The sequence below is a fragment of the Microbulbifer sp. ABE4_465 genome (genome assembly GCF_056160765.1).
The window spans coordinates 18,757-40,336 of record NZ_JBSWXV010000003.1 but is presented as its reverse complement, the minus strand read 5'-3'; the positions used below and the strand labels follow the sequence as shown (position 1 = coordinate 40,336).

Annotated in this window: 18 protein-coding genes and 1 pseudogene; 11 read left to right on the top strand and 8 right to left on the bottom strand. The window is 56.1% G+C overall.

Features of this window, described 5'->3' with window-relative positions:
• Positions 1 to 43 precede the first annotated feature (43 nt).
• From ACXAG1_RS07155 to glpQ, 7 genes are all read left to right on the top strand, one after another.
• On the top strand, positions 44 to 1,348 hold the full coding sequence (locus ACXAG1_RS07155; RefSeq protein ID WP_475119362.1) for a hypothetical protein: 1,305 nt from the start codon (positions 44 to 46) through the stop codon (positions 1,346 to 1,348).
• A complete protein-coding gene (locus ACXAG1_RS07150) occupies positions 1,338 to 2,420 on the top strand; it encodes a VWA domain-containing protein (protein WP_475093863.1) in 1,083 nt (360 codons plus the stop codon). Before ACXAG1_RS07155 ends, ACXAG1_RS07150 begins: the two co-directional genes overlap by 11 nt.
• The gene (locus ACXAG1_RS07145; protein ID WP_475093864.1) at positions 2,417 to 3,418 is read left to right on the top strand and encodes a VWA domain-containing protein; all 1,002 of its coding nucleotides are present in this window, start codon (positions 2,417 to 2,419) and stop codon (positions 3,416 to 3,418) included. The genes ACXAG1_RS07150 and ACXAG1_RS07145 overlap by 4 nt, the downstream gene beginning before the upstream one ends.
• Before the next feature lie 78 nt (positions 3,419 to 3,496).
• Positions 3,497 to 4,153, top strand: a complete 657-nt coding sequence (locus ACXAG1_RS07140; RefSeq protein WP_475093865.1) for a hypothetical protein — start codon at positions 3,497 to 3,499, stop codon at positions 4,151 to 4,153.
• An 85-nt stretch (positions 4,154 to 4,238) separates the two neighbouring features.
• Entirely contained in the window at positions 4,239 to 4,922 is a 684-nt protein-coding gene (locus ACXAG1_RS07135; RefSeq protein WP_475093866.1) for a hypothetical protein, read from the top strand.
• A 53-nt stretch (positions 4,923 to 4,975) separates the two neighbouring features.
• The gene (locus tag ACXAG1_RS07130) at positions 4,976 to 6,427 is read left to right on the top strand and encodes a M48 family metalloprotease (RefSeq protein WP_475093867.1); all 1,452 of its coding nucleotides are present in this window, start codon (positions 4,976 to 4,978) and stop codon (positions 6,425 to 6,427) included.
• A gap of 168 nt (positions 6,428 to 6,595) precedes the next feature.
• Positions 6,596 to 7,666: a glycerophosphodiester phosphodiesterase gene (gene glpQ, locus ACXAG1_RS07125; protein WP_475119361.1), complete on the top strand. Its 1,071-nt coding sequence runs from the start codon at positions 6,596 to 6,598 to the stop codon at positions 7,664 to 7,666.
• Between the two features lie 5 nt (positions 7,667 to 7,671).
• Here glpQ and ACXAG1_RS07120 read toward each other — a convergent pair whose 3' ends face one another.
• Both ACXAG1_RS07120 and ACXAG1_RS07115 read right to left on the bottom strand, forming a co-directional pair.
• Positions 7,672 to 9,597 carry a sensor domain-containing diguanylate cyclase gene (locus tag ACXAG1_RS07120; protein WP_475119360.1) on the bottom strand — a complete coding sequence of 642 codons (1,926 nt, stop codon included), beginning with the start codon at positions 9,595 to 9,597 and terminating at the stop codon, positions 7,672 to 7,674.
• A 654-nt stretch (positions 9,598 to 10,251) separates the two neighbouring features.
• Positions 10,252 to 11,043 (bottom strand): enoyl-CoA hydratase, encoded by a 792-nt coding sequence (locus ACXAG1_RS07115; RefSeq protein WP_475119359.1) that lies wholly within the window; start codon positions 11,041 to 11,043, stop codon positions 10,252 to 10,254.
• A 296-nt stretch (positions 11,044 to 11,339) separates the two neighbouring features.
• Between ACXAG1_RS07115 and ACXAG1_RS07110 the strand changes: the two are divergent.
• Both ACXAG1_RS07110 and ACXAG1_RS07105 read left to right on the top strand, forming a co-directional pair.
• Positions 11,340 to 11,720: pseudogene (locus ACXAG1_RS07110) on the top strand (tryptophan 2,3-dioxygenase family protein); the annotation flags it as partial.
• Positions 11,721 to 11,759: 39 nt separating this feature from the next.
• Positions 11,760 to 12,131 (top strand): tryptophan 2,3-dioxygenase family protein, encoded by a 372-nt coding sequence (locus ACXAG1_RS07105; RefSeq protein WP_475119488.1) that lies wholly within the window; start codon positions 11,760 to 11,762, stop codon positions 12,129 to 12,131.
• A 118-nt stretch (positions 12,132 to 12,249) separates the two neighbouring features.
• Here ACXAG1_RS07105 and ACXAG1_RS07100 read toward each other — a convergent pair whose 3' ends face one another.
• Entirely contained in the window at positions 12,250 to 12,672 is a 423-nt protein-coding gene (locus ACXAG1_RS07100) for an ExbD/TolR family protein (RefSeq protein ID WP_043317707.1), read from the bottom strand.
• Positions 12,673 to 12,838: 166 nt separating this feature from the next.
• Entirely contained in the window at positions 12,839 to 13,309 is a 471-nt protein-coding gene (locus ACXAG1_RS07095; protein WP_475093871.1) for a methylglyoxal synthase, read from the bottom strand.
• 224 nt (positions 13,310 to 13,533) lie between these two features.
• Between ACXAG1_RS07095 and ACXAG1_RS07090 the strand changes: the two genes are divergently transcribed.
• Positions 13,534 to 13,998, top strand: coding sequence for a hypothetical protein (locus tag ACXAG1_RS07090; RefSeq protein ID WP_475119358.1), 465 nt, complete (start codon positions 13,534 to 13,536; stop codon positions 13,996 to 13,998).
• Between the two features lie 161 nt (positions 13,999 to 14,159).
• Here ACXAG1_RS07090 and ACXAG1_RS07085 read toward each other — a convergent pair whose 3' ends face one another.
• Positions 14,160 to 15,005 carry a hypothetical protein gene (locus ACXAG1_RS07085; protein ID WP_475119357.1) on the bottom strand — a complete coding sequence of 282 codons (846 nt, stop codon included), beginning with the start codon at positions 15,003 to 15,005 and terminating at the stop codon, positions 14,160 to 14,162.
• Between the two features lie 123 nt (positions 15,006 to 15,128).
• Between ACXAG1_RS07085 and ACXAG1_RS07080 the strand changes: the two genes are divergently transcribed.
• A complete protein-coding gene (locus ACXAG1_RS07080; protein ID WP_475093874.1) occupies positions 15,129 to 16,004 on the top strand; it encodes a hypothetical protein in 876 nt (291 codons plus the stop codon).
• Between the two features lie 79 nt (positions 16,005 to 16,083).
• Here ACXAG1_RS07080 and ACXAG1_RS07075 read toward each other — a convergent pair whose 3' ends face one another.
• From ACXAG1_RS07075 to ACXAG1_RS07065, 3 genes are all read right to left on the bottom strand, one after another.
• Entirely contained in the window at positions 16,084 to 19,254 is a 3,171-nt protein-coding gene (locus ACXAG1_RS07075) for an efflux RND transporter permease subunit (protein WP_475119356.1), read from the bottom strand.
• Positions 19,251 to 20,465 (bottom strand): efflux RND transporter periplasmic adaptor subunit, encoded by a 1,215-nt coding sequence (locus ACXAG1_RS07070; protein WP_475119355.1) that lies wholly within the window; start codon positions 20,463 to 20,465, stop codon positions 19,251 to 19,253. Before ACXAG1_RS07070 ends, ACXAG1_RS07075 begins: the two co-directional genes overlap by 4 nt.
• 284 nt (positions 20,466 to 20,749) lie before the next feature.
• Positions 20,750 to 21,505, bottom strand: a complete 756-nt coding sequence (locus ACXAG1_RS07065; protein ID WP_475119354.1) for a cyclic nucleotide-binding domain-containing protein — start codon at positions 21,503 to 21,505, stop codon at positions 20,750 to 20,752.
• Positions 21,506 to 21,580 lie beyond the last annotated feature (75 nt).

Genomic DNA, 21,580 nt, shown 5'->3' with positions numbered 1-21,580 from the left:
GTAATCAGGGACTGGGTTACCCTCGAAATAAACAGGAAAGACCATGAGCAAAGGTGTACTGGAAATCAACGACTGTGGCCTGCGCGTATTCGACAGCACCAATGAGATAATTGAAAGTCCCGGAGTGGCGATCATCAACAGCCGGGAAATTGTGACAGGCACCGCCGCACTGATGCGCGCACGCAGCCACCCGACACAAGTCAATCACCAGTTCTGGCGTCGCCTCAGTCTGGAGTCGGTAAAGTCCGACAACCCCGGCTGCCGTCACCACGCAGACCTGGCCTTCTGCCAGCTCAAGGAAATTGCCGGGCTGTGCGACCTGCCCGATGAAGTCGCCCTCGCCGTTCCGGGAAATTTCACCCATGAGCAACTGGCGCTGTTACTGGGAGTCGTCAAGGAGAGCCCGTTCAACACGGTAGCACTGGTGGACACAGCCAGTGCCTGTATCAGTAGCTGTGCCCCGCGCGGCGTACATCTGCATGTCGAACTGCACAGGCACCAGACGCTGGTCAGTCGTGTCGCCGTGCACGAACAAACAGAACTGGATATCGCCGAAACCGTAAATGATGCAGGCCTGCAGCACTTTCAGGAAGCCTGGGCGCGAATTTTTACCGATGCCTTCATCATGCAGTGCCGGTTCGACCCTTTCCATTCCGCAGAAGCGGAACAGCAGCTCTACGACCTGCTCCCCCAGTGGATCGCACGCGCTATGCGACAGGGCGAAGTAATGGCGGAGCTCGACGACCGTACCGCCAAGGTCAGCCTGCGCCAGCTTCAGGATGCCAGCACACCGATTCTCTCGCGGGTGCGCGCCATGATTGAAAACCTGAGCGATACCAACAGCGTGGTCTTTGTGTCCCATCGCTGGGCCGAAATTCCCGGCGGTGCTCAGCTGGCGGAACGTATTCATCTGCTGCCACACAATGCCGTGGCACAGGCAGTGGAAAAGCACTGGCAGGAAATCCACAGCGAAAATGGAAACCTGCGCCTGATCACATCACTCAGCGCGGCGCCGGCCACTGAAGTCGCGGTGCAAGTGAATGCGGCCGCAGAGGCCGGCGCCACGCACCTGCTATATGGACACCGGGCACTGGCTGCACATCAGCCGCTGTTTGTGAGCTGGCTGAATGGCAAGCTGGACGTCACACCGACGCCCCCCACCCACCCTGCAGCCACAATCACTAACCACGCCGGCCGCCTGGCACTGCGTGTGGACGCGGGTGCAGAACTGATGTTGAACGGCGAATCCATTTCTGCCCCGGTGAATCTGACTGCCGGTGACCGTATCGGCGTGGCAGATTTCGATGGCGTAATTACTGCGATCAGTGTGGAGCAATATGGCGCGTAAAAACCGGCGGTTTACCACTTTCAGCCTGTCGTTCCTGGACATCATGTCCTGTGGCTTCGGCGCCGTGGCTCTGATCTTTCTGATCATCAAGCACGGCTCCGATCACGACATTGAGGCGGAAAACCTGGACCTGAAAGCGGAAGTCAACCTGCTGCAGGAAGAGGTTCAATTCGGACGTGAGCACATGGTGCTGGCGCGCAATACCCTGGATACCACCAGCGATGATCTGGCAACGGCCCAGGGCCTGGCGCGACGTATCATGGAGCAGATCGAGGAAGTGAAAGGCAATATCGCCGAGGTCGACAGCAGTACCGACGAAATGGATATTGCCCGCCTGCAGGAAAAGCTGAAAAAGCTCGAGCAGGCCAAGAAGAAACTCGAAGAGGAAAACCAAAAACTCGGTAATAACGTGCGCAAATTTGTCGGTGACGGCGACCGCCAGTATCTCACCGGCCTGCGCCTCGGCGGAGATCGCATTCTGATCTTGCTGGATTCCTCTGCCAGCATGCTGGGGGATGAGCTGATCAAGGTAATCCGAACCCGCAACATGTCCGATTCAGTGAAGCGCGACACCGAAAAGTGGCGCCGCGCCAAGCAGACCGTGAGCTGGCTGGTGTCGCAGTTTCCCCAGGACAGTCAGTACCAGATCTACACGTTCAACACGGGTTTTCAGGCTGCCATTGTAGGCACCGAGGACCGCTGGCTGAATGTGGATGACCGTGACCAGATGGATGTTGCAATGAAGGCCCTCAACAAAGTGGTACCCGAAAACGGTACCAGCCTGGAGCGCATCTTCAATGCGGTAAACAGCATGTCGCCGTTACCGGACAACATTATTCTGATTACCGACGGCCTGCCCACTCAGGGCATGAAAGCCCCTCGCGGCAATACCGTTTCCGGCAAGGAGCGTATCAAGCTATTCCGCAAAGCAGTGGATGCTCTGCCAAAAAGTATCCCGGTCAACGTGGTCCTGGCTCCTATGGAAGGCGATCCCTTTGCCGCCAGTGAATTCTGGAAACTGGCTATGGAGACCCAGGGTTCTTTCCTCGCACCATCAAAGGATTGGCCATGAGCAAGCGAACTAAACGGCAACAGGAAGAGTTCAGCATTTCGTTTCTGGATGTGATCTGCTGTGGCTTTGGCGCGATCGTATTACTGCTGATGATCGCCAAAACCGTGGAACCGATTGTGCTGGAAGAAGCAGAGCTGGATCTCGATGGCCAGGTACAGGAGCTGCAGGAACAACTGGCGGAAATTCGCGGGGAAACGACCATTCTCAACCGCGACCTGAACGCAAAAAAAGAACAGCTTGATATCGAAACCAAACGGATCGCAAAACTGAAGGGCGAGCTGGATACCCTGCAGGCAATGTTTGCACGTAAGACCGAGGGCGAGTCAGAAGAGGGCAAGCTCAAGGGTGAGTTGACCATCGCCCTGCAGAGCATGACCGACGAGATGAAACGCCTGCTCGGCGAGAACTACCAGCGCAAGAACAACGTGATTGGCGGCATCCCCGTCGACAGCGAGTATATCCTGTTCATCATTGATACCTCCGGCAGTATGTTCAATTACGGCTGGGACCGCATGATCGGTGAAATGGTAAATACCCTCAATCTTTACCCCAACGTAAAGGGTATCCAGGTCATGAATGACATGGGGGACTACATGTTCTCCAACTATCGCAACCGCTGGATCCCGGATACACCCGGGCGTCGCAAAGCGGTTCTCGACCGCCTGCGCTCCTGGAACCCGTTCAGTAACTCCAGCCCGGTAGAGGGTATCCAGAAGGCCGTGCGTACCTTCTACGATCCCAACAAGAAGATCAGCATCTACGTGCTGGGTGATGAATTCACAGGAAAGTCCATCCGCAACGTAATGATGGCGGTGGACCGGGTGAACGCACAGCGCGGGGAAGACCAGAGAATGGTGCGCATTCATGCCATTGGCTTCCCGATTCAATTCTCGCGCCCGTTACACCTGCAAACCACCGGGCTGCGCTTTGCGGCATTGATGCGAGAACTGACTTACCGCAACGGCGGTACCTTTGTAGGACTGAATGACTTCCGCTAAGCGGTCAAGTTAAGCAATTTCGCGAACAACATTTGAATTGAGATTTTATGAGGGGCAGGGAAAGCCCGGGAGCAGAACATGAGTATCTGGCAAAATGGATTTCGGTCACTGGGGAAAATGGGCGCACTGGCGGCCGTTACCCTGCTCACCGCCTGCGCACATACGGTTTCCGTTGATGGCGAATTTCCCAAGCCTGTCGGTAATCAACATCCACTCACGGTGGGAGTCTATCTCAGCGACGACTTCCGAAAGTTTACCTACAGCGAGAATCGCGATGACCGGGACGAGTGGAATATCAATACCGGCCGAGCCCAGAAAAACCTGTTCGAAACGGTGCTGGGCTCCATGTTCCGCGAAACCATCAGCCTCGCCCAATATCCCAGCAACCTGCCACAGGGGCTTGACCTGGTCATTGTGCCCGAGGTGCGCGAACTGCAATTCACCATGCCTCGGGAAACCCGGGTGAACATTTTTGAGGTGTGGATCAAGTACGACATGCACGCCTACAACCAGCAGGGTGATTCGGTCGCGGAGTGGGTGATCACAGCCTATGGAAAAACACCCACTGCGTTTCTCAAGTCCCAGGAGGCCGCTCTCGCGCAGGCAATCAACGTCGCACTGCGCGATGCCGGTGCAACCCTGTACACAGGTTTCGATCGGGTACCGGAACTACAGGCATTTATCGCCAACAAGCAGCGTGCGCTGACGATGAAAACGACCGGGGAAAACGAGTGAGGTCTCGCCGACGGCGGGCTGGCTTGAAGTTTAAGGATTCCGGCTGCGCCGATATCTGAGCGCGCCAATCAAGGAGGAAGGTTCGGTGAAAAAACTGAGCACATACGTTTCTACGCTGGCTCTGGCAGCCATCGCCCTGGGCAGCGCTGGCTGCACTACTGTGGTAATCGACGAGTACCGTCGCAGCACTGGCGAGCTGGCCGTCGGGGATTCGGTGGTCATTCTTGGCCGCCGTCATTCCAGTGAATACGAGACCGAACCCGATTTGATCAATTGCGTCGGGGATACCCTGCATAGTCCGGAGTCCGGGGTAAACGTCATTCCAGAGCAACAGTTTGTCGATGCGCTCTATCCATGGTTCGAGCCACGCAAGGCACCCATGCATATCAAGTCCCTGAGCAAACTGATGGATATTCCCGATGTGCGCAACCGCATGGAACAGTATGGGGTCAAGTACATCGTGTGGATTGATGGCTCCACCGAGACGACTTCCAGCGCGGGTTCCATCGGATGCTCCATTGGCACTGCCGGTGCCGGCTGCTTTGGTTTTGGTACCTGGGACAAAGAGTCCGACTACGAAGCCTCGGTGTGGGATTTCCGCGATCAAGAGCTATCGGGAAAAATCAGCGCCGATGCGCAGGGTACGTCATATATGCCTGCCATCGTTGTTCCCATTCCCCTGATTGCGCGCGTCCAGAATAATGCCTGCAAAGGAATGGCTGCACAGTTGAAAGAGTTTTTGTTACCCCCGCAATCCGCCAGCCGCTGAGGGTTATCGACTGGCAATCACACCGACTGGAGAGAATAAAACAGGAGCCCCTCATGCAAACGCTCAACAAAATCATGGCGGCCATTTTATTGGTAACCGCTGCAGGCTGCGCCTTCAACCCAGCCACGAACCGGCCCGACCTGGTATTGATGTCGGAAGAAAAAGAAATCAAGATCGGTCGCGAAATGCATGAAAAACTGATCGCCAGCACGCCGGTGTACAACGACCCTATCCTGAATGCCTATGTGGAGCACGTTGGTCAAAAGGTTGCCAAAGCCAGTGACCGTCCCGACCTTACCTATTACTTCACTATTATCGACAGTCAGGATATCAACGCATTCGCCCTGCCCGGTGGCTATGTGTACATTAACCGCGGGCTTTTGACCTATTTACAGTCGGAAGCAGAAATGGCAGCGGTACTGGCGCATGAGGTTGGGCATATTACGGCCCGGCATGCCGTGCGTCAGAAGACGGCAGCCACGGGCGCGGGTGTCGCCTCGGTACTCTCAGTCCTGGTGACCGGTAGCGGCGTGGTGGGAGACGTGGCAAATCTCTGGAGTACCGCAGCGGTAAAAGGCTACGGCCGCGATATGGAGCTAGAGGCAGACCGTTTCGGTGCCCAGTACATGTACAACGCGGGATACGACCCTCAGTCAATGATCAACGTCATAGCACTGCTGAAAGACCAGGAGACCTTTGCGCGGCGGCGCGCGCGGGTAGAGGGCAAGAAGCAGCAGACCTACCACGGTGTTTTCTCATCACACCCACGTAATGATATCCGCTTGCGCGAAGTCGTTGATGCCGCCGGTAAATTGCCCGAGGACAAGAAAATTACCAAGGTGGAGTATTACCGCGAGAAAACCGAAGGGATTGTGTACGGGCAAAATGCGCAAGAAAGCGAGAAAAACCGCTTCAATCACCAGAGCCTCGGGTTTTCGCTGCTCTTCCCCGAGGGCTGGAATGTCGAAAATCAACGCAGCGCGATTGTGGGAACGGCGCCCGACAACTCCGCATCAATCACCATCAAGGTGGCGAAGCGGGACGGCAACCAGCCAGCCGATATGGCATTGCGCGGAGTATACGATGTCCGCAGCCTGGAACAGGATGAGGCCTTGAGCCAATACCGTCTCGAAGGCCATACGGGCAAGCTACCAGAACGCAACTCGGAATCACCAGATCGCGTAGCAGTGCTGTTCTATGGTAGCCGCCAATACATTCTCGAAGGCAAGATTACCACCGCTGCCGGGGACGAAAAGTCTGCTGCAGAATACGATGACTTGTTTATGACCAGCATCCGCAGTTTCCGCCCACTGCGTAAGACCGATGTAGTGAAACCGGACATCAAGCGCGTCCGCTATGTTCAGGCGAATGACAAGACGACCTTTTCTTCACTTGCACGGCATATGGAGATTGGCGAGTACGCAGAGGAGCAGCTTCGCTTGCTGAACGGGTATTACCCCAGGGGTGAACCAAAGGCCGGGGAATGGATCAAGATTGTTCAGTAATTTCTGATCATTCGGAGGTACCACTAACGATTAGTGGTACCTTTTCATTCAGATTCCGGACACTGAACTGAAACGTCACTGTCATATTTCTCTTTTTTCCGGAAGAAAATTTTTTACCCACTCCATTTCCGGTTATGTTTAGGCAAATTTCCCGTCATAGAATTTGCCATGCGATCAATCCTTTTCTTCTTATTAGCGCAACTGCTATTCGCGTCATCGGACCTGTCTGCAAGCCAGGCCTCCTCCCCCATCGTCATTGCCCACAGAGGTGCCTCAGGCTATTTGCCGGAACATACTCTGGAAGCCAAGGCCCTGGCGTACGGCATGCGAGCGGACTACATCGAGCAGGACCTGGTTCTGAGCAAGGACGACCATCTCATCGTAATGCACGATATCTACCTGGATAATGTCACGGACGTTCGCGATGTTTTCCCCCGTCGAGCGCGGGCGGACGGACACTTCTACACGATCGATTTCACACTGTCAGAGCTGAAACAATTGCAGGTCGCCGGGCCATTTTCTGCCGTTCTTGGCCAGGAATATCCTCAGTACAAAGGCCGCTTCCCGCTCTGGAAATCGCGCTTTGAACTGGCCACATTTGAGGAAGAACTGGAACTCATTCAGGGGTTGAACCAGTCACTGGGGTATGACGCTGGAATTTACCCGGAGATCAAGAAGCCCTGGTTTCATTTGCGGGAAGGTAAGGATATCTCTCACATGGTACTCGAAACCCTCAAGCGGTACGGCTATACCGACCGCGCGAGCAAAATATATTTGCAAGCGTTTGATGCGGAAGAGCTGCAGAGGATTCACGCCACATTGATGCCAGAACTGGAGATGGATCTTCCGCTGGTGCAGCTGGTTGCAGAATCAGACTGGGAAGAAAAGCTGGTGCCCCACGCGGGCAAATGGGTCCCTTACGACTATGCATGGATGCGCACGCCACAGGGGCTCAAAAAAATTGCTGAATACGCTCAAGGCATCGGCCCCTGGCACCCGATGCTGCTGGATGCCCATGGCAAGGTGAACACACTGGTGTCAGATGCGCACCGCCTGGGGTTGGCGGTACACCCATACACCTTCCGCGCAGACCCGGATCAGCTCCCGGAAGGATTTAACAGCTTCGAGGCATTCTTGACGTTTTACCTGGAGACGGTGAAGGTCGATGGCGTATTTACTGACCACCCGGATAGGGTGTCGGCAGTACGGCAGCGTATCGAACGCCGCGAGGAAAGGTAGCCCCCTCAGGCGGGCTCCAGTTCCTTGGCCGCAGTGACTGAGGTATCCGCAAGCTCGCCGGTTGCAGGTTCCAGGTAATCCACCACCTGGTCTCTGCCGCGCTGTTTCGCACTGTACAGGGCTTCATCCGCCTCACGCATCAGCTGCTCAAGTGTCTGCGTCTGATGCGCGCAGGCGACACCAATACTGGAGGTGAACTGCACCGTTCCATCTGGGCACGGGAGGCGAATTCCCGCGATATTGTCCCGCAGCCGCTCGGCAGTATGCAGCGAGTCCGGCTTGGTCTCGGTGATCAGCAAAGCGAACTCTTCGCCGCCCAGGCGTCCGAAAATATCGGTTTCACGGATTTTGGTCTGAATGGTATGACTGAACTGGCGCAGAGCTTCATCACCAATACCGTGACCATGGTTGTCGTTGATGGCTTTGAAGTGGTCGATATCAAACATCAATAGACTGACCGGCTCACCTTTGCGATAGGCGCGCTTGATACACAGCTCGGCCTCGGCGAGGAAACTGCGACGATTGCGGATACCGGTGAGCGGATCTGTACGGGCTTCCAGCTCTGCCTGTTGTTTCGCTTTTTCCAACTCTTCGGTACGGGCGCGCACCAGGCCTTCCAGTTTCACTTTGGACTGCTCCAGGTGCCGGCGGTATTGTCGTTCCGATTCCAGCCCCTGTAAACGCACCCGGCGCAGCTTGATCCCCATGGCTGCCATAATGGTAACCATCTCCACAAACGAACTGAGTGGCGGCAGGTAGTAGTTCAGCAGGTTATGTTCCACCAGTCCCAGGTCACGCAACGCCTGATAGAAAAGTCCTGCGAGCAACAGGGTCCAGCCAATGGCGAATACCGCCGCTTCACTCGATCCCTGCCGCCAGCGAACCAGCGCAACAAAAGTCATGACCGGGTAGAAAAGCAGTGCCAGAGTGATACTGATTAGCGCGACAGGCTTGATTTGTAACAGCGCGCTGGCCAGCAAAACACCGGCGTTGCACATCATGAGAATCAGAATGTAATCGAGGCGTGGCGTGTACTTTCGAGTTTGTAAAAACAGGCGGTCGAACACTACACCGCAAAAAATACTAATGGCACCCGCCGCAGACATGTAGCTCCAGTGGAAGTGATTCTGCACCACGTACTGGTGGGTAAAACCGAGAATGGTACCCCAGGCAATAATCTTGGAGATACCGTATACAAAGTACGCATAGAAGCTGGAGTCACCTGTGGTGATCCCCACAATCAGTGAAAACAGCGAGATCAGCGCAATCCCCCCAAACAGAAACGCCAGTACGGCCGTTTCACCGGTATGGGATTTACTCAGCGCATCGGGGCTCCAAATGCGCATGGAGGGAAACACAAAGCCCGCTTCCTCCGAGTCAAAGCGCACGAGAAAACCGGCAGTTTCTCCGGCGGCCAGCTCGACGGGTACTACGAAGCGGTTGTGGAATACCGGTCGAAGAGCAAAAGGCTCTCCCATCGCCTGATTTGCGATCTCCTGAAACGAGGGCCCGGAGAATACCGTACGGGTGTATGCGCGCAGTCGGATCAGCTGGTGATCCACGTATTCCAGACGCAGAGCTGTCGCTTGCTGCGCGGAATTGTGCAGCTCAAAATACGACCAGTAACTCCCCTTCTGCAATCCGGTGGATCCAGCACTCGCCAATGGCACAAATTTACCGGTCCGCAACGCCTGCACAGCGTCCGGCAAACCGGCGTCTCCAGAGGGGTCGTGCCAGACCGCGTGCTGCCCCGTACGCTGCGTGCCCAGTTCTGTGGTGCCTACGGTGACGGCCTCTGCCGCACGCACGGCACTCCCGAATACAGTCAGCAGCGCGAGCAGGGCGAGCAAAAACACTCGCCGCCACGGCCAGTTAAACCACTGGGTACGGACCAGCTCAGATACCGCATTGAACAATTGTGAGGCTGTCATGAAGCGCCTGATTACTATGCCCGGAGTGCATTATTGTAAAAACCGGGACAGGAGTTTTATTAGGGCTCAGCCGATATTCACCGAAAATCGCGGAAATGAGCCGTATCCAGGGAACCTCTGATCAAGTCCGCGATGCCTCAGGCTTTCAGAGCGATTCACAATCAAGGCGTGGTTTCGCAGGAATGTCTAGTCCTTTCAAGAAGCCACAACGCAGAGTGTGGATTGCTCCGAAAGCCCCGGAGGGCGCGACCTGACAACAGCATCTGCTGCGTTGCAGCTCTTGTAAATGGCCAGCCATTCACTGCGAACTGCGCCTAACAGCTGCTGCCGTCAGGTCACGCTGAGACATTGCGGACTTGGTCAGAGGTTCCCTGGGCCCGGAGTTTACCGGCTCCGGAGGCGAGAATCACTTGGGGATCCACGGCGCAATATACGGAACAGCGGGAATAGCCTCCCTGCCACCCCAATTACCGGGTCTCGAAAAGCCGTGCGACAAGCGCAAACAGGAAATTACACCCAGAATAAACACGAAAAATAAAAAAATGGCCGCCACAGGCAGCCATAATAGAAAAATAAATCCAACCGAAAAATCCCCGCGGGCCTGTGACCACGGGAGTTCATTTCAAGCCCAGGAAACCACAGCGGGTGGTGAAATCAGTCAAATCGGGAGAAATCCGCTGCCCGCTTTTCCATAAAAGCGGTTGCAGCCTCGCGGAACTCATCAGATTGCAGCCGTTCCTGAAAGTGCCCGGCCTCTTCGCGTATTGCCGCGAGTCCAGACTCATAAGTACCCTGGCGCAGTAATTTTTTGCTCAAGCGTACCGCCTCTGGCGCTTTTTGAGCCAGATCCGCCGCATACTTCCTGGCCCGATTCAGCGCTTCCCCTGAATACACCACCTCATTGCAGATATTCACGTCTGCCGCGGTCTGAGCATCGAACTTGTTGCCCAACAGCAAAAGCTCAGAGGCCTTGGCCTGCCCCATGATTCTTGGCAACAACAAGCTGGACGCATACTCCGGACAAAGACCCAGATTCACAAATGGCATCTGAAAAATCGCATTGTCCTCGGCAATGGACAGATCGCAGTGCAGCAACAGCGTAGTGCCAATGCCCACGGCTACACCGCTGACCGCAGCGACAACCGGCTTCGGAAACTGGTACAGCGCCAGCATAAACTGGAACACGGGAGAATCTTCGCTGCTGGCGGAACCACCGAGAAAGTCCGCCAGATCGTTGCCACTGGTAAAAGCTCCACCGGCTCCGGTAAGAATCACCACCCTGACCTCAGGGGCTGTCGCGGCCGCCGTCAACAGCTCGGCCATGGCGGCATACATGGCCCGGGTCAGCGCGTTTTTGCGCTCCGGGCGGTTGATGGTGATTTCCAGCACCCGGTCGGTTAAGCGGGCATCGATTTCAGCACAGGGGCTCTGGAACGGGCTGGGCATTGTTGGCTCCGATGATTCTGGTTTCATTATGAATTTGGACAATTAGCGCTAGTTTAGTCACTCAACGCCCGCGTACGAGGTCCAATTCGACCAGTTTGGGTTACCGATTCCGATTCTGAATTTAGGAGAGCGTGAGAGCGATTACCCCCTATAGGAATTTTCCACAATTACGCCTCACCACCTTATAATACGGCCAATATGTAACGCTATTGCGCAACAATCCACTTACAATAAGCCAAACCTCGTTAATTTTATTGCGCAAGAACCGGTAAAGAGCGGGATTCGGTGAGAGAGAATTTTCAGATATGACGGTGACGTACAGCTCCTACCTCAAAGTCGACGAATTGCTGGAATGCCAGCAGCCACTTTCGGAAGGTCCGGAACACGACGAACTTCTGTTTATCGTGATACACCAGAGCTATGAACTGTGGTTCAAACAGCTGCTACACGAGCTGGACTTTCTGGTGCGCCTGTTCAATGCGGGGGAGCGCAACCGGGCCCTGCACACCCTGAAACGGGTAGACGCCATCTACCGCACCCTGATCCAGCAGGTAGACATCCTGGAAACCCTGACACCTCTGGAGTTCAACTCTTTTCGCGATCGCCTGTCGACCGCCAGCGGTTTCCAGTCCTACCAGTTCCGCGAGCTGGAATTTCTTTACGGTGCCAAGGATGCGCGCAAGCTAGACAACTATGCACCGGGATCCAATCACTATCTGCGCCTTCAGAAACGACTGGAGGCACCGACCCTGTGGGATGCCTTTCTGCAGTTTCTCGCCCACGAGGGCCACGAGATTCCGGAAAATGAGCTGAAGCGGGACTTCAGCCTGGTAGCAGCCCCCTCCACCGCGGTGCAGAAGGTGCTGATTGATGTATACCGCAACGACCCTCTGGTCAGCGACATCTGTGAAGCCCTGGTGGATATCGATACATCCCTGCAGCAATGGCGCTACCGCCATGTGAAGATGGTGGAGCGCACCATTGGCAGCAAGATGGGGACCGGTGGCTCCAGCGGCGTCGGTTACCTGCAGAGCACCCTGTTCAAACCGGTATTCCCTGATCTGTGGGCAATCCGCGCGGAATTCTAAACCGCAGCGTCACGGCCATGGGCCGGGAGAAAATGACAGACATAAAAAAAGCCAGCATAAGCTGGCTTTTTTTCATCCTGTGAGAGCCTCGCTCTCAACGAAGATCCACCGACAGGGATTAATCTTCGTAGGGTACGAGGGAAACCTGAATATTCGGATTCACCTCTTTCGCCGCATCGGCAATGGTCACATAAGTGTCGGCACTGGACTTGTTGTGCGCACGAATGATCACGATGGCCTGCGGGTTCTCCGCGAAGAGCTGAGCGATACGGGCACGTACGGCGCGGCTGTCTACACGGGTGGGGCCCATCCAGATCTCGTCAGCAGAGTTGACGCTGATCAGGATATTCTGCTTGTCGGGATCCGGCGGAGTCTGCTCGGTCTGATCCGGATCCGGAACATTCACGTCCAGCGCCTTCTCTTTTACGAAGGATGCCGTCACGATGAAGAAGATCAACATGATGAACACGACGTCCAACATGGGCGTCAGGTCGATGTCCGCTTTTTCTTCTTCTACGGCCTTACCGCGTCGTCTACTCATAAAACACCGTACAGTTTTTGATTCGAATTCGCCGGATTCACCGGTCTAATCAGGTGGGGAAGATTGCCGGGAAATGGCCATCAATGCAAGTGCAACCTATCCTGCTGGCACATACCTTATATAAATCAATAACTTACGGACATGCCAGGCACAATAAGATTACAATTTAACCAGCTATTTCACCGGTTCTGACTGCCAGATAGCCCTGATAGTCAGGTACTTCTCGGGAAAAACTCTGCGACATCAGGGCGGAATGGATCATCATATCCGCGCTGCTCGCGTTACACGCCACCGGGATATTCCACACCGCGGCGATACGCAGCAGGGCTTTGACATCCGGGTCGTGGGGCATGGGCTCGAAAGGGTCCCAGAAGAAAATCAGGATATCCACATCCCCCTGGCAGATCTTGGCACCCAGCTGCTGGTCGCCTCCCATTGGGCCGCTGAACAGCTTTTCTACCGGCATGCCAGTAGAGGCCTCAATCTGGGTCCCGGTGGTGCCGGTACCCAGCAGCTGGTGCTGCTCCAGTATCGCCCTGTGCCTCTCACACCAGGCGATCAACCCCTGCTTGCGATTGTCATGGGCAACCAGCGCAATACGCTTTTTCGCAGCGATCGGCTTGTCGATTGTGTTCATGTGGCTCTCAGCTAGGAAGTGGTCAAAATAAACTGCCACCCCATCTCCAGGATGGGCGCAGGCAACAGATACCTGAATTATGCAGAATTCCCCGCCCTGCATCCATTCTCCTGCTGTCACCTCTTCGGGATACCCCGCAGCCCGCGGTGCCGAGTCAATGTATAATCCGCGCCTGAATTGCCCGGAGGTCGTTTGACCGGGCCTGCTTTTATATAGGAGTGAATATGAGTGTCGGCGCCTGGGAACCTGCCAATCAGGCTTCCAATGATCAGTCCCGCCAGGAAATTGACCGCGCACTGCTGGTGCAGATTCTCGAAGTAATGGGATGCGCGACGACCCCAAATGCAGTAACCACCGGGGAATTACCAGAGCCGCAAAACACAACAGGCCCGGTATCTGTCGACCTGACTGAATTACCCCCAGCGCTGAAGCCGGCGCACTGGCTCGCAGGCTTACCCGCCAGCCAGTGGCTGGAGGAAGCCCGGCAATGGCAGCCGGAACAGATATGGGGATTAATCCGCTTTTTCACCCTGGCGGAGTCCCGGTTGGATTGGCCCGGCGGAGCCGAATCCCCCGTTATTCCCCTGGCGAAATCATTGCGTCAGCGCAAGACACCACTGAACCGGGATCAACTGCTGTGGATTCGCGAGCACTCCGATAACCGCTATTTACCCTATGGTCCGCTCTGACAGAGCAAACCTGTGGGGAGACTCGAAAGAGCCAGAAGCTTCAGCGATCCATCCCACAACAGACGGTCCCTATAAACTTTCCCCATAAAAAAGGGCGTATCGAATTCATCGATACGCCCTTTTTGTTTTTTGACACGGTCAATTCAAGCAGGCCACCACTGTCAGTCGAGCAACCGAAACCATTGCGCGCGCAATAAATCCGCCCCGGCTGGCGTACGATAGTTTGCGGACAGCTCGCGCCAGAGAATTGTGCCCGAATCATCCACCAACCAGGCACTCGGGCGCGCAGCATCAGCAAACCAGGGGTAAATCAGCAGTGGCGCCGCCTGACCGGCGACAAATGGCGAGCGAGAAGACAACTGCAACACCGAAGGCGTAAATACACGGGAGTCTGACAGCGGCTGTAAAAGCCGTTCGGGCCATACCGAGGTTGGCTGCGCACTCCACAGGAACACCCCGATGTTCCTCCGCTCGAGCTCAGGTCGCAGTTGCCGCAACTGATCCAACTGAGCGCGACTATCCGCACAATAGCTGCCGCGCAGGAAGATCACATAGGCTCCGGACAAACGTTTGGCCGCGCAGCAATCAGCAACGCTCCATTTTTGCCCCTCATTATCGACCAGCTCCGGGAAATCATCATGTACCGCAGGCATAAGCGGATGCGCTACACCACTCAGGTGATATAGATAGACCAGAAATACAAACAGGTTGATGAGCACCAGGTAAATTGGCAATCCACGCTGGGTATCCGCAAGCAATGTAAGGGCAAGCCCGAACAGCACCCCCAAAAAAGCACCGGACTCACGGAGGTCGCCGCGAAATTTCTGCGGTCGAAAAAATCGCAAAAACATCCACGCGGGCAACGCCAGCGCATTCAAAATCACCCCCAGCCAGGCAATCTTTTCTGTGGTTGCGGCGCTTCCTATTAATGGAATTAAAGCGCCGAATCCGCAGACCATTAGCCATGTGAAGGCGAAAAAAGTAAAAAAAGCCTTAAATTTATTCATTACGGAGTAAAAACGCCCTGAAAACACTTGCATTCAAGTATATAAATAAGCTGCAATTAGCGCGATGAATTCCACTCATCCAAAATAACACCTAAATACTAAATTTAGACACAGGGATATTTTATGGCCGGACGTAAAAAAGCTCCTGCTGCCAAGGTAAGCGCGGTAGCAAAACTGGAAGCAGAACTCGCTTCTTTGAAAGCTCAGCTGGAAAAGGCGCGTAGCAGCCAGGAAGCTGACGCAAAGAAAGAAGCTGACAAAGCCAGCAAAGAAGCTGACAAAGCTGCCAAAAAAGCACAAGCTGCCGCCGCCAAGGTAAAAGCAGTACGTGCCAAGAAGAAGTCTGCAGCCCAGCAAAAGCAACTGAAGAGCGCTCAAGCCGCTGCCGCGACGGCCAAGAAAGCCGCAACCGCTGCCAAAGCCGTTGCTACCGACGCGAAAGCCAAGCTGGCAACCATCGCCGCCGACAACAAGCTGGCAACCAAGGTTGCCAAGGCTGTAGCCAAAGAAGAGTCAGCCATCACCAAGAAGCTGGCTGCTGTTGAGAAGAAAGCCGCTGCCGCCGCCAAGAAGAAAGCCGATGCTGCTGCGAAGAAGAAAGCCGCTGCAGACAAGAAGAAAGCCGCCGCTGCTGCCAAGAAAGCTGCTGCCGCTGCCAAGAAGAAAGCCGCTGCTGCGAAGAAGAAAGCCGCCGCTGCCGCCAAGAAGAAAGCCGCTGCTGAGAAGAAAAAGGCCGCTGCTGCCAAGAAGAAAGCTTCCGCTGCAGCCAAGAAAGCTGCTGCAAAAGCGAAAGCCAAGACCAAGGCTGCTACCAAGAAGAAGCCCGGTCGCCCAGCGAAAAGCGCAGCGAAAAAGCCTGCAGCCAAGAAGCCAGGCCGTCCGGCCAAGAGCGCAGCCAAGAAGCCTGCGGCCAAGAAAAAGCCCGGCCGTCCCGCCAAGTCTGCCGCTGCCAAGAAAGCACCCGCCCGCCGCGGTCGTCCGCCAAAAGCCAAATCCTGATTTGGCCAATCCTGGCAGACAGAATGAAAAAACCCCGGCTCGCCGGGGTTTTTTCATTTTTGGTTAAGGGAATCTCGGATTAACTCCGCCACCCCTTGAGCCAGGACAATCGAGGGGCATCCAGCAGCCCCTTGACCAGGTCCCTGAGCGCCGAGGGCAATGCCAACATTACCGGAGTGACGATCAGGGTCAGCAATGTAGAGAAACTGAGGCCGTACACAATAGCGCTGGCCAGTTTGACCCAGAAAGAAGCGATCACCCCATTCACCACGACATCGCGCCCCACCATATCCACACTTACCCCCAGTGCCAGCGGCAAGAGCCCCAGAATGGTTGTGGCGGTCGTCAGGAATACCGGCCGCAGCCGCTGAGCGGCCGCTTTGACCGCTGCAGTCGCGGCGCTCAGTTCGGGCTCGGACTTGCGCACATAGTTGTAGGTGTCGATCAGAACGATGTTGTTGTTCACCACAATCCCGGCCAAAGCCACAATGCCAACCCCGGTCATGATGACGCTAAAGGTACTCTGAGTGACCGTCAGCCCGAGCATAACGCCCGCGGTAGACATAATGACCGACGACAGAATTAGCGCAGACTGATAAAAGCTGTTGAACTGCGTCACCAGCAGAATGAACATCAGGAACAGAGAAAGCGAGAAGGCCACCTGTAAAAACACCAGGGACTCACTCTGCTCTTCATCCGCACCGCGATATAGCAGCTCCACCTGATCATTCAGCGGGTGTGCATCCAACCACTGGCGAATCTCTCGCACTTTGTCGTCAGCCAGCACACCGTCTTCCACATCTGCCTTTACTTGCATCCGGGTAATACCATCGATGCGTTCAATCTTGTCCACTTTGGGGCCAGCCTCTGTGGACACAAAGCTGCTCACCGGTACCGCGCCACCAGCGGTATTTACCTTCAGTGCATCCAGAGCGGTAATGCCGCGCGCGTAATCCGGGTAGCGAATCCGGATATCCACCTCTTCATCAGAGTCATCCGGGCGGTACTCCGCCATCAGAACACCGTTGGTGACCAGCTGCACCGCCCGGCCCACGCCGGTAAGATCCGCACCGTAGAGCGCCGCCTTGGCACGGTCCACTTTCACCTCCCACTCGATACCCGGCAGGGGCGCGGTATTGACGATATCCCGCACACCGACGAACTCACTCTCCAGCGCCCGGTGCAGTCGCCAGGTTTCTGCCAGCAGTGCGTCGTAATCCCGGCTGCGCAATTCCAGAACGATATCTTTCCCGACCGGGGGCCCCCCCTCGAATGCCTTGGCGCTGGTCTTGATGCCGGGGAAGTGGGCGGTGCGCTCGCGAATATCGGCGAAGATTTCCCGGCTTTTTCGCTCACGCATGTCCGTGGAGTGCAGTTCCACCAGGAGGTTGGCGATCTGGTCCGGCGCCTTTTCCTGGTTTCCGGAAATTCCACCGGAGCCAATTGCGGTATATACCACCCGCACCTCAGGCACATTCATCACTGTAGCTTCGACCTGGGTTACCAGCGCGCGCTTTTCTTCCAGGGAAAGGTTGCCCTGCGCGCGCACCTCCACGTTGCCGTACTGCTCCTCCGTTTCGGTAAAGAACTCGACCCCCGGATTGAACTTGCCGAAGGCAATAAAGATTGCGATCAACACCCCGATGGTGCTGGCAAACGAGATCAGAGGATGCCGCACCACCGGCGCCAGCGCGCGGGCATAAAACCCGGTAATCCCACGCAACTCGGTGGGGTTGCCATTCTCCAGTTGCTTCAGGTACTGCTGTGTCGGCAAATCCATATCGCTTTTGCCGAATACCGAACCCAGCACCGGGGCGAAAAACAATGCGTAAACCAGTGACCCCGCCAGTACCGCAAACACGGTCACCGGCAGGTAGCGCATGAAGTCACCCACGACCCCGGGCCAGAAAATAATGGGCAGGAAAGCCGCAAGTGTGGTGCCGGTAGAGGCGACCACCGGCCAGAACATCCGCCGTACCGCGATCGAGTATCCCGCTCGTGCGCTCAAGCCTTCTGCCATTTTGCGGTCGGCAAACTCGGTAATCACAATGGAACCGTCAATCAGCATCCCCAGCGCCAGCAGCATGCCGAACATCACCATGAAGTTGAACGAGTAGCCGAGAAACCAGGTGATGATGGAACCAAACAGCAGAGAGAATGGAATACCCAGCCCAACCAGCAGTCCGGAGCGAAAGCCGAGGGCAGAAACCACAATAATCATCACCAGCAGCATGGCGGTGAGAATATTGCCCTCCATCTCGCTGACCATATCCCGCGCCCAGTCGGACTGGTCAAACACAAAATCCACGTCCACTCCGCGGGGGAGATAGTCGCGCTCGGCATTGACCACCGCACGCACTTTATCGGCGAGATCTACCGCGCTGGCGCCGGTGCGCTTTTCCACATTGATGGACAACCCCTGGCGGCCATTCACGCTGGTATAACTTGTGGCGTCTTTGAAGGTGCGGCGGATATCCGTCACCTGCCCAAGGGTCACAACACCGTGATCGGACTGCTTGAGCGGGATCTGGTACACATCGTCGGCAGACTCGATCAACCCGGGTACCTTTACCGAGAAGCGACCCTTGCTGACATCCATTTCACCGGCGGGAATCAACAGATTGTTACCGAGCACGGCGTTGATCAGTTCGCCGCTGGTGATCTGGTAGTGCTCGAGACGTACCGGGTCGATTATTGCCTCGACCACCTCTTCCCGATTACCACTGATATCGGCACTCAACACCTCGCTGACATTTTCAATCTTGCGCTTGAGCGTCTGTGCACTACGCAACAGTTCCCGTTCGCTCGCCCCGTTACCCGCAAGGGTTACCACAATCGCGGGAAAGGGTTGCGCGGACGCCTCTTCCACGATGGGCTCTTCAGCATCCCTCGGCAACTCGGCCTTGGCCCGGTCTACCGCATTGCGCACCTCATCCACCGCCGCATCAATATCCAGGGCCGAATCGAACTCGATTACCAGATAAACCAGTGATTCCCGGGCAGTGGCCATCACCTCTTCAACCCCTTCGAGCGCGCGAATTTCCTGCTCGAGTGGGCGGATCAGCAGACGCACGCCATCTTCCGGGGATATCCCCTCATGCATTACCTGCACAATCACAATCGGCGGATTCACTTCCGGGCTGGATTCCACCGTCATGGCACCACGGGCGGCGATTCCCATAATGACGATGAGCAACATCAAACTGATGCTGCTTCGGAAGCGGTCGACCGCGCCTTCCAACAACCTCATTGCTGTGGCTCCCCGGCGCTAGCCCCAATTTGCGGGTCGCCCTGTACAGAAACCGGGACGGGCCCGCCCTTTTCCGCGCCACTCGCAGAGAGTGGCGCAGGCAAATCACCGGCTGAGTCTTCCAGCTCCACTTCGACCCGCTCTCCGACACTGACATATTCCTGCCCCACGGTGATCAGGAGAGTCCGCGACGGCAACCCGGCAATCCACACCCCTTCGTTTTCATCGCTAACCAACTGAACATTGCGAAATACCACACGCTGATCGCTGTCGAGGATTTTCACCCCCAACAAGCCGGCGTCATCCAGCGTCAGCAGAGAAGAATTGATCCGGTGCGCCATCAGCTCCCCGGTAGGCAGGGCCATACGCGCACTCACTCCGCTGCGCAGTTTGCCTTCACGGTTGGAAACGGCCACCTCGACCCGGTAGGCACGGGTTACCGGGTGCGCCTGCTGGCTCACGTAGCGAAGCTCCCCCTCGATCACCGCCCCCCGCTGCAATTGCGCACTGGCGGAGGCGCCCGGCAACAGGCTACCCACCTGCGCCTCGGAAACTTCTCCCACAATCAGCATGGGATCTAGGTCCAGAATGGTCGCACACTCCTCCCCGCGGCGAACAAAATCCCCCAGTTCCACCGCGCGGCTGTTGACCACCCCATCGAAAGGTGCACGAATTTTGAGATTCTCGACATCCAGCTCCGCGCGCTTCAGATCTGCCCGCGCACTGGACAGCGCCACGGCCTGCTGCGCCATGGCAGAATCCGACTGCAGGCCGCGCCCTTTCAATTTCTGCGCGCCGGCAAAGTCGAGCTCGGCTTTTTGCAGTGCTGCGCGCGCGCGCGCCAGCTTCTCCGGCCGGTCTTCGGCAGCCAGCTCGCAGATAACGTCACCCCTGCTTACCGTCTGCCCTTCCTCCACCGGTAGACCGGCCACCATTCCATCGAGCTCCGCTCGCAATTGCACACTGCGATTGGCCTCGGTACGGCTGTTGACCACCACGCGCGTGGTGTACGGCTGCGCTTCTATATACTGACCGCGGATTTTGGCCCGCTCGACCGGCATCGCGGAAACGCTCTGCGCGCGCTCGCGCTCGGCCTCCGTCTTTTCCTTTTCAACCAAAAGACCACTCAACAGCCATATCGCTGCCAGTCCACCCACTATGGTCGCCGCGCGATAGTTGCGTTGCCGCCAGAGGCCCAACAGAAAATTCATACCCGCATTCCTGCCTGCAATGTTTAAGTTTGATGAGTGTGGATTTTATGCACAATCGATGACACCTGCAGTGCCCAAAGCTACCGAATTACGAAATCCACAGGGAATAATCGTGGCACCTCGTCAATTCAGGCCAATTGACGGCATGTGCGGCCGAGAAAAACGGCGCAAGCAGATGGAAATAGCTTCGATCGAACTATCGCGGGAAGGCAGCCCGACGCTATACGCCGGGCCAGGGGATAAGGTTCACAGAGAACAGGCAAGAGTACCGAATGCACTGAAAATCAGGAGAGGATGGACTCCAGGAAATCGGACATATCCGACTCCTCCGTCGCCAACTGACCAGCACCGAATTCAGCATTCCAGTCCAGCAGGATCCGCGCAAGATCGCGAGCCTGGTCGGCGAGAGCAACCAGCTCTTCCTTACAGTTTTTTGGACCGGTATAGAGCTTCAGCCGGCGGTGACTGTTTGCCAGGTCGTGCGTAGGGTATTTGGAGCGGTACACCTCCAGCTTCCAGCGCAGGGAGTGGACCATATTCCGGTAGAACACCAGTTTCGTGGGCAGGTGCAGCAACGCGAAGTCTTCCAGGTCGCCAAACAGGGTGCAATCTACCGCGAGCACCTGTATTTCCTGTCCGGCCGCCGCCACAATAGTGGCGCTGCGTGGCTCTGCCAATAACATGGAGAGATCTCCAAAGACTTCTCCCGGACGGATTACCGCCAGTGGGCGCTCATCCCGGGAAGCCGTGGTGTCATCCACATGTACCTGCAGTTCCCCGCGCAATAAGAAGTACACCCACTGGTCTACATCCCCCGCGTGCAGCAATGCCTCGCCCGGGCTCAGGGAGACCAGGCGCGAGCGCTTCAGCAATACATCGTACTGCCACTCGCTGGTGGCACGGATATCGCGAAACAGGTGAATGACATTAAGTAGGCGATCCACGGCATCACGCGGGTAATCGCTGAGCAGCTTGTAATCCATGTAAATCTTGACTGTTGCGTCGGCGTTCAACTGGCTGCGGTGGGAGCTTTCCAGCACCGCCCCTGCGCACAATGGGCATTCTAGTGCACCATTCAATCACGCATTCTATGTGCAAAGTGACAGGTGTCTGCC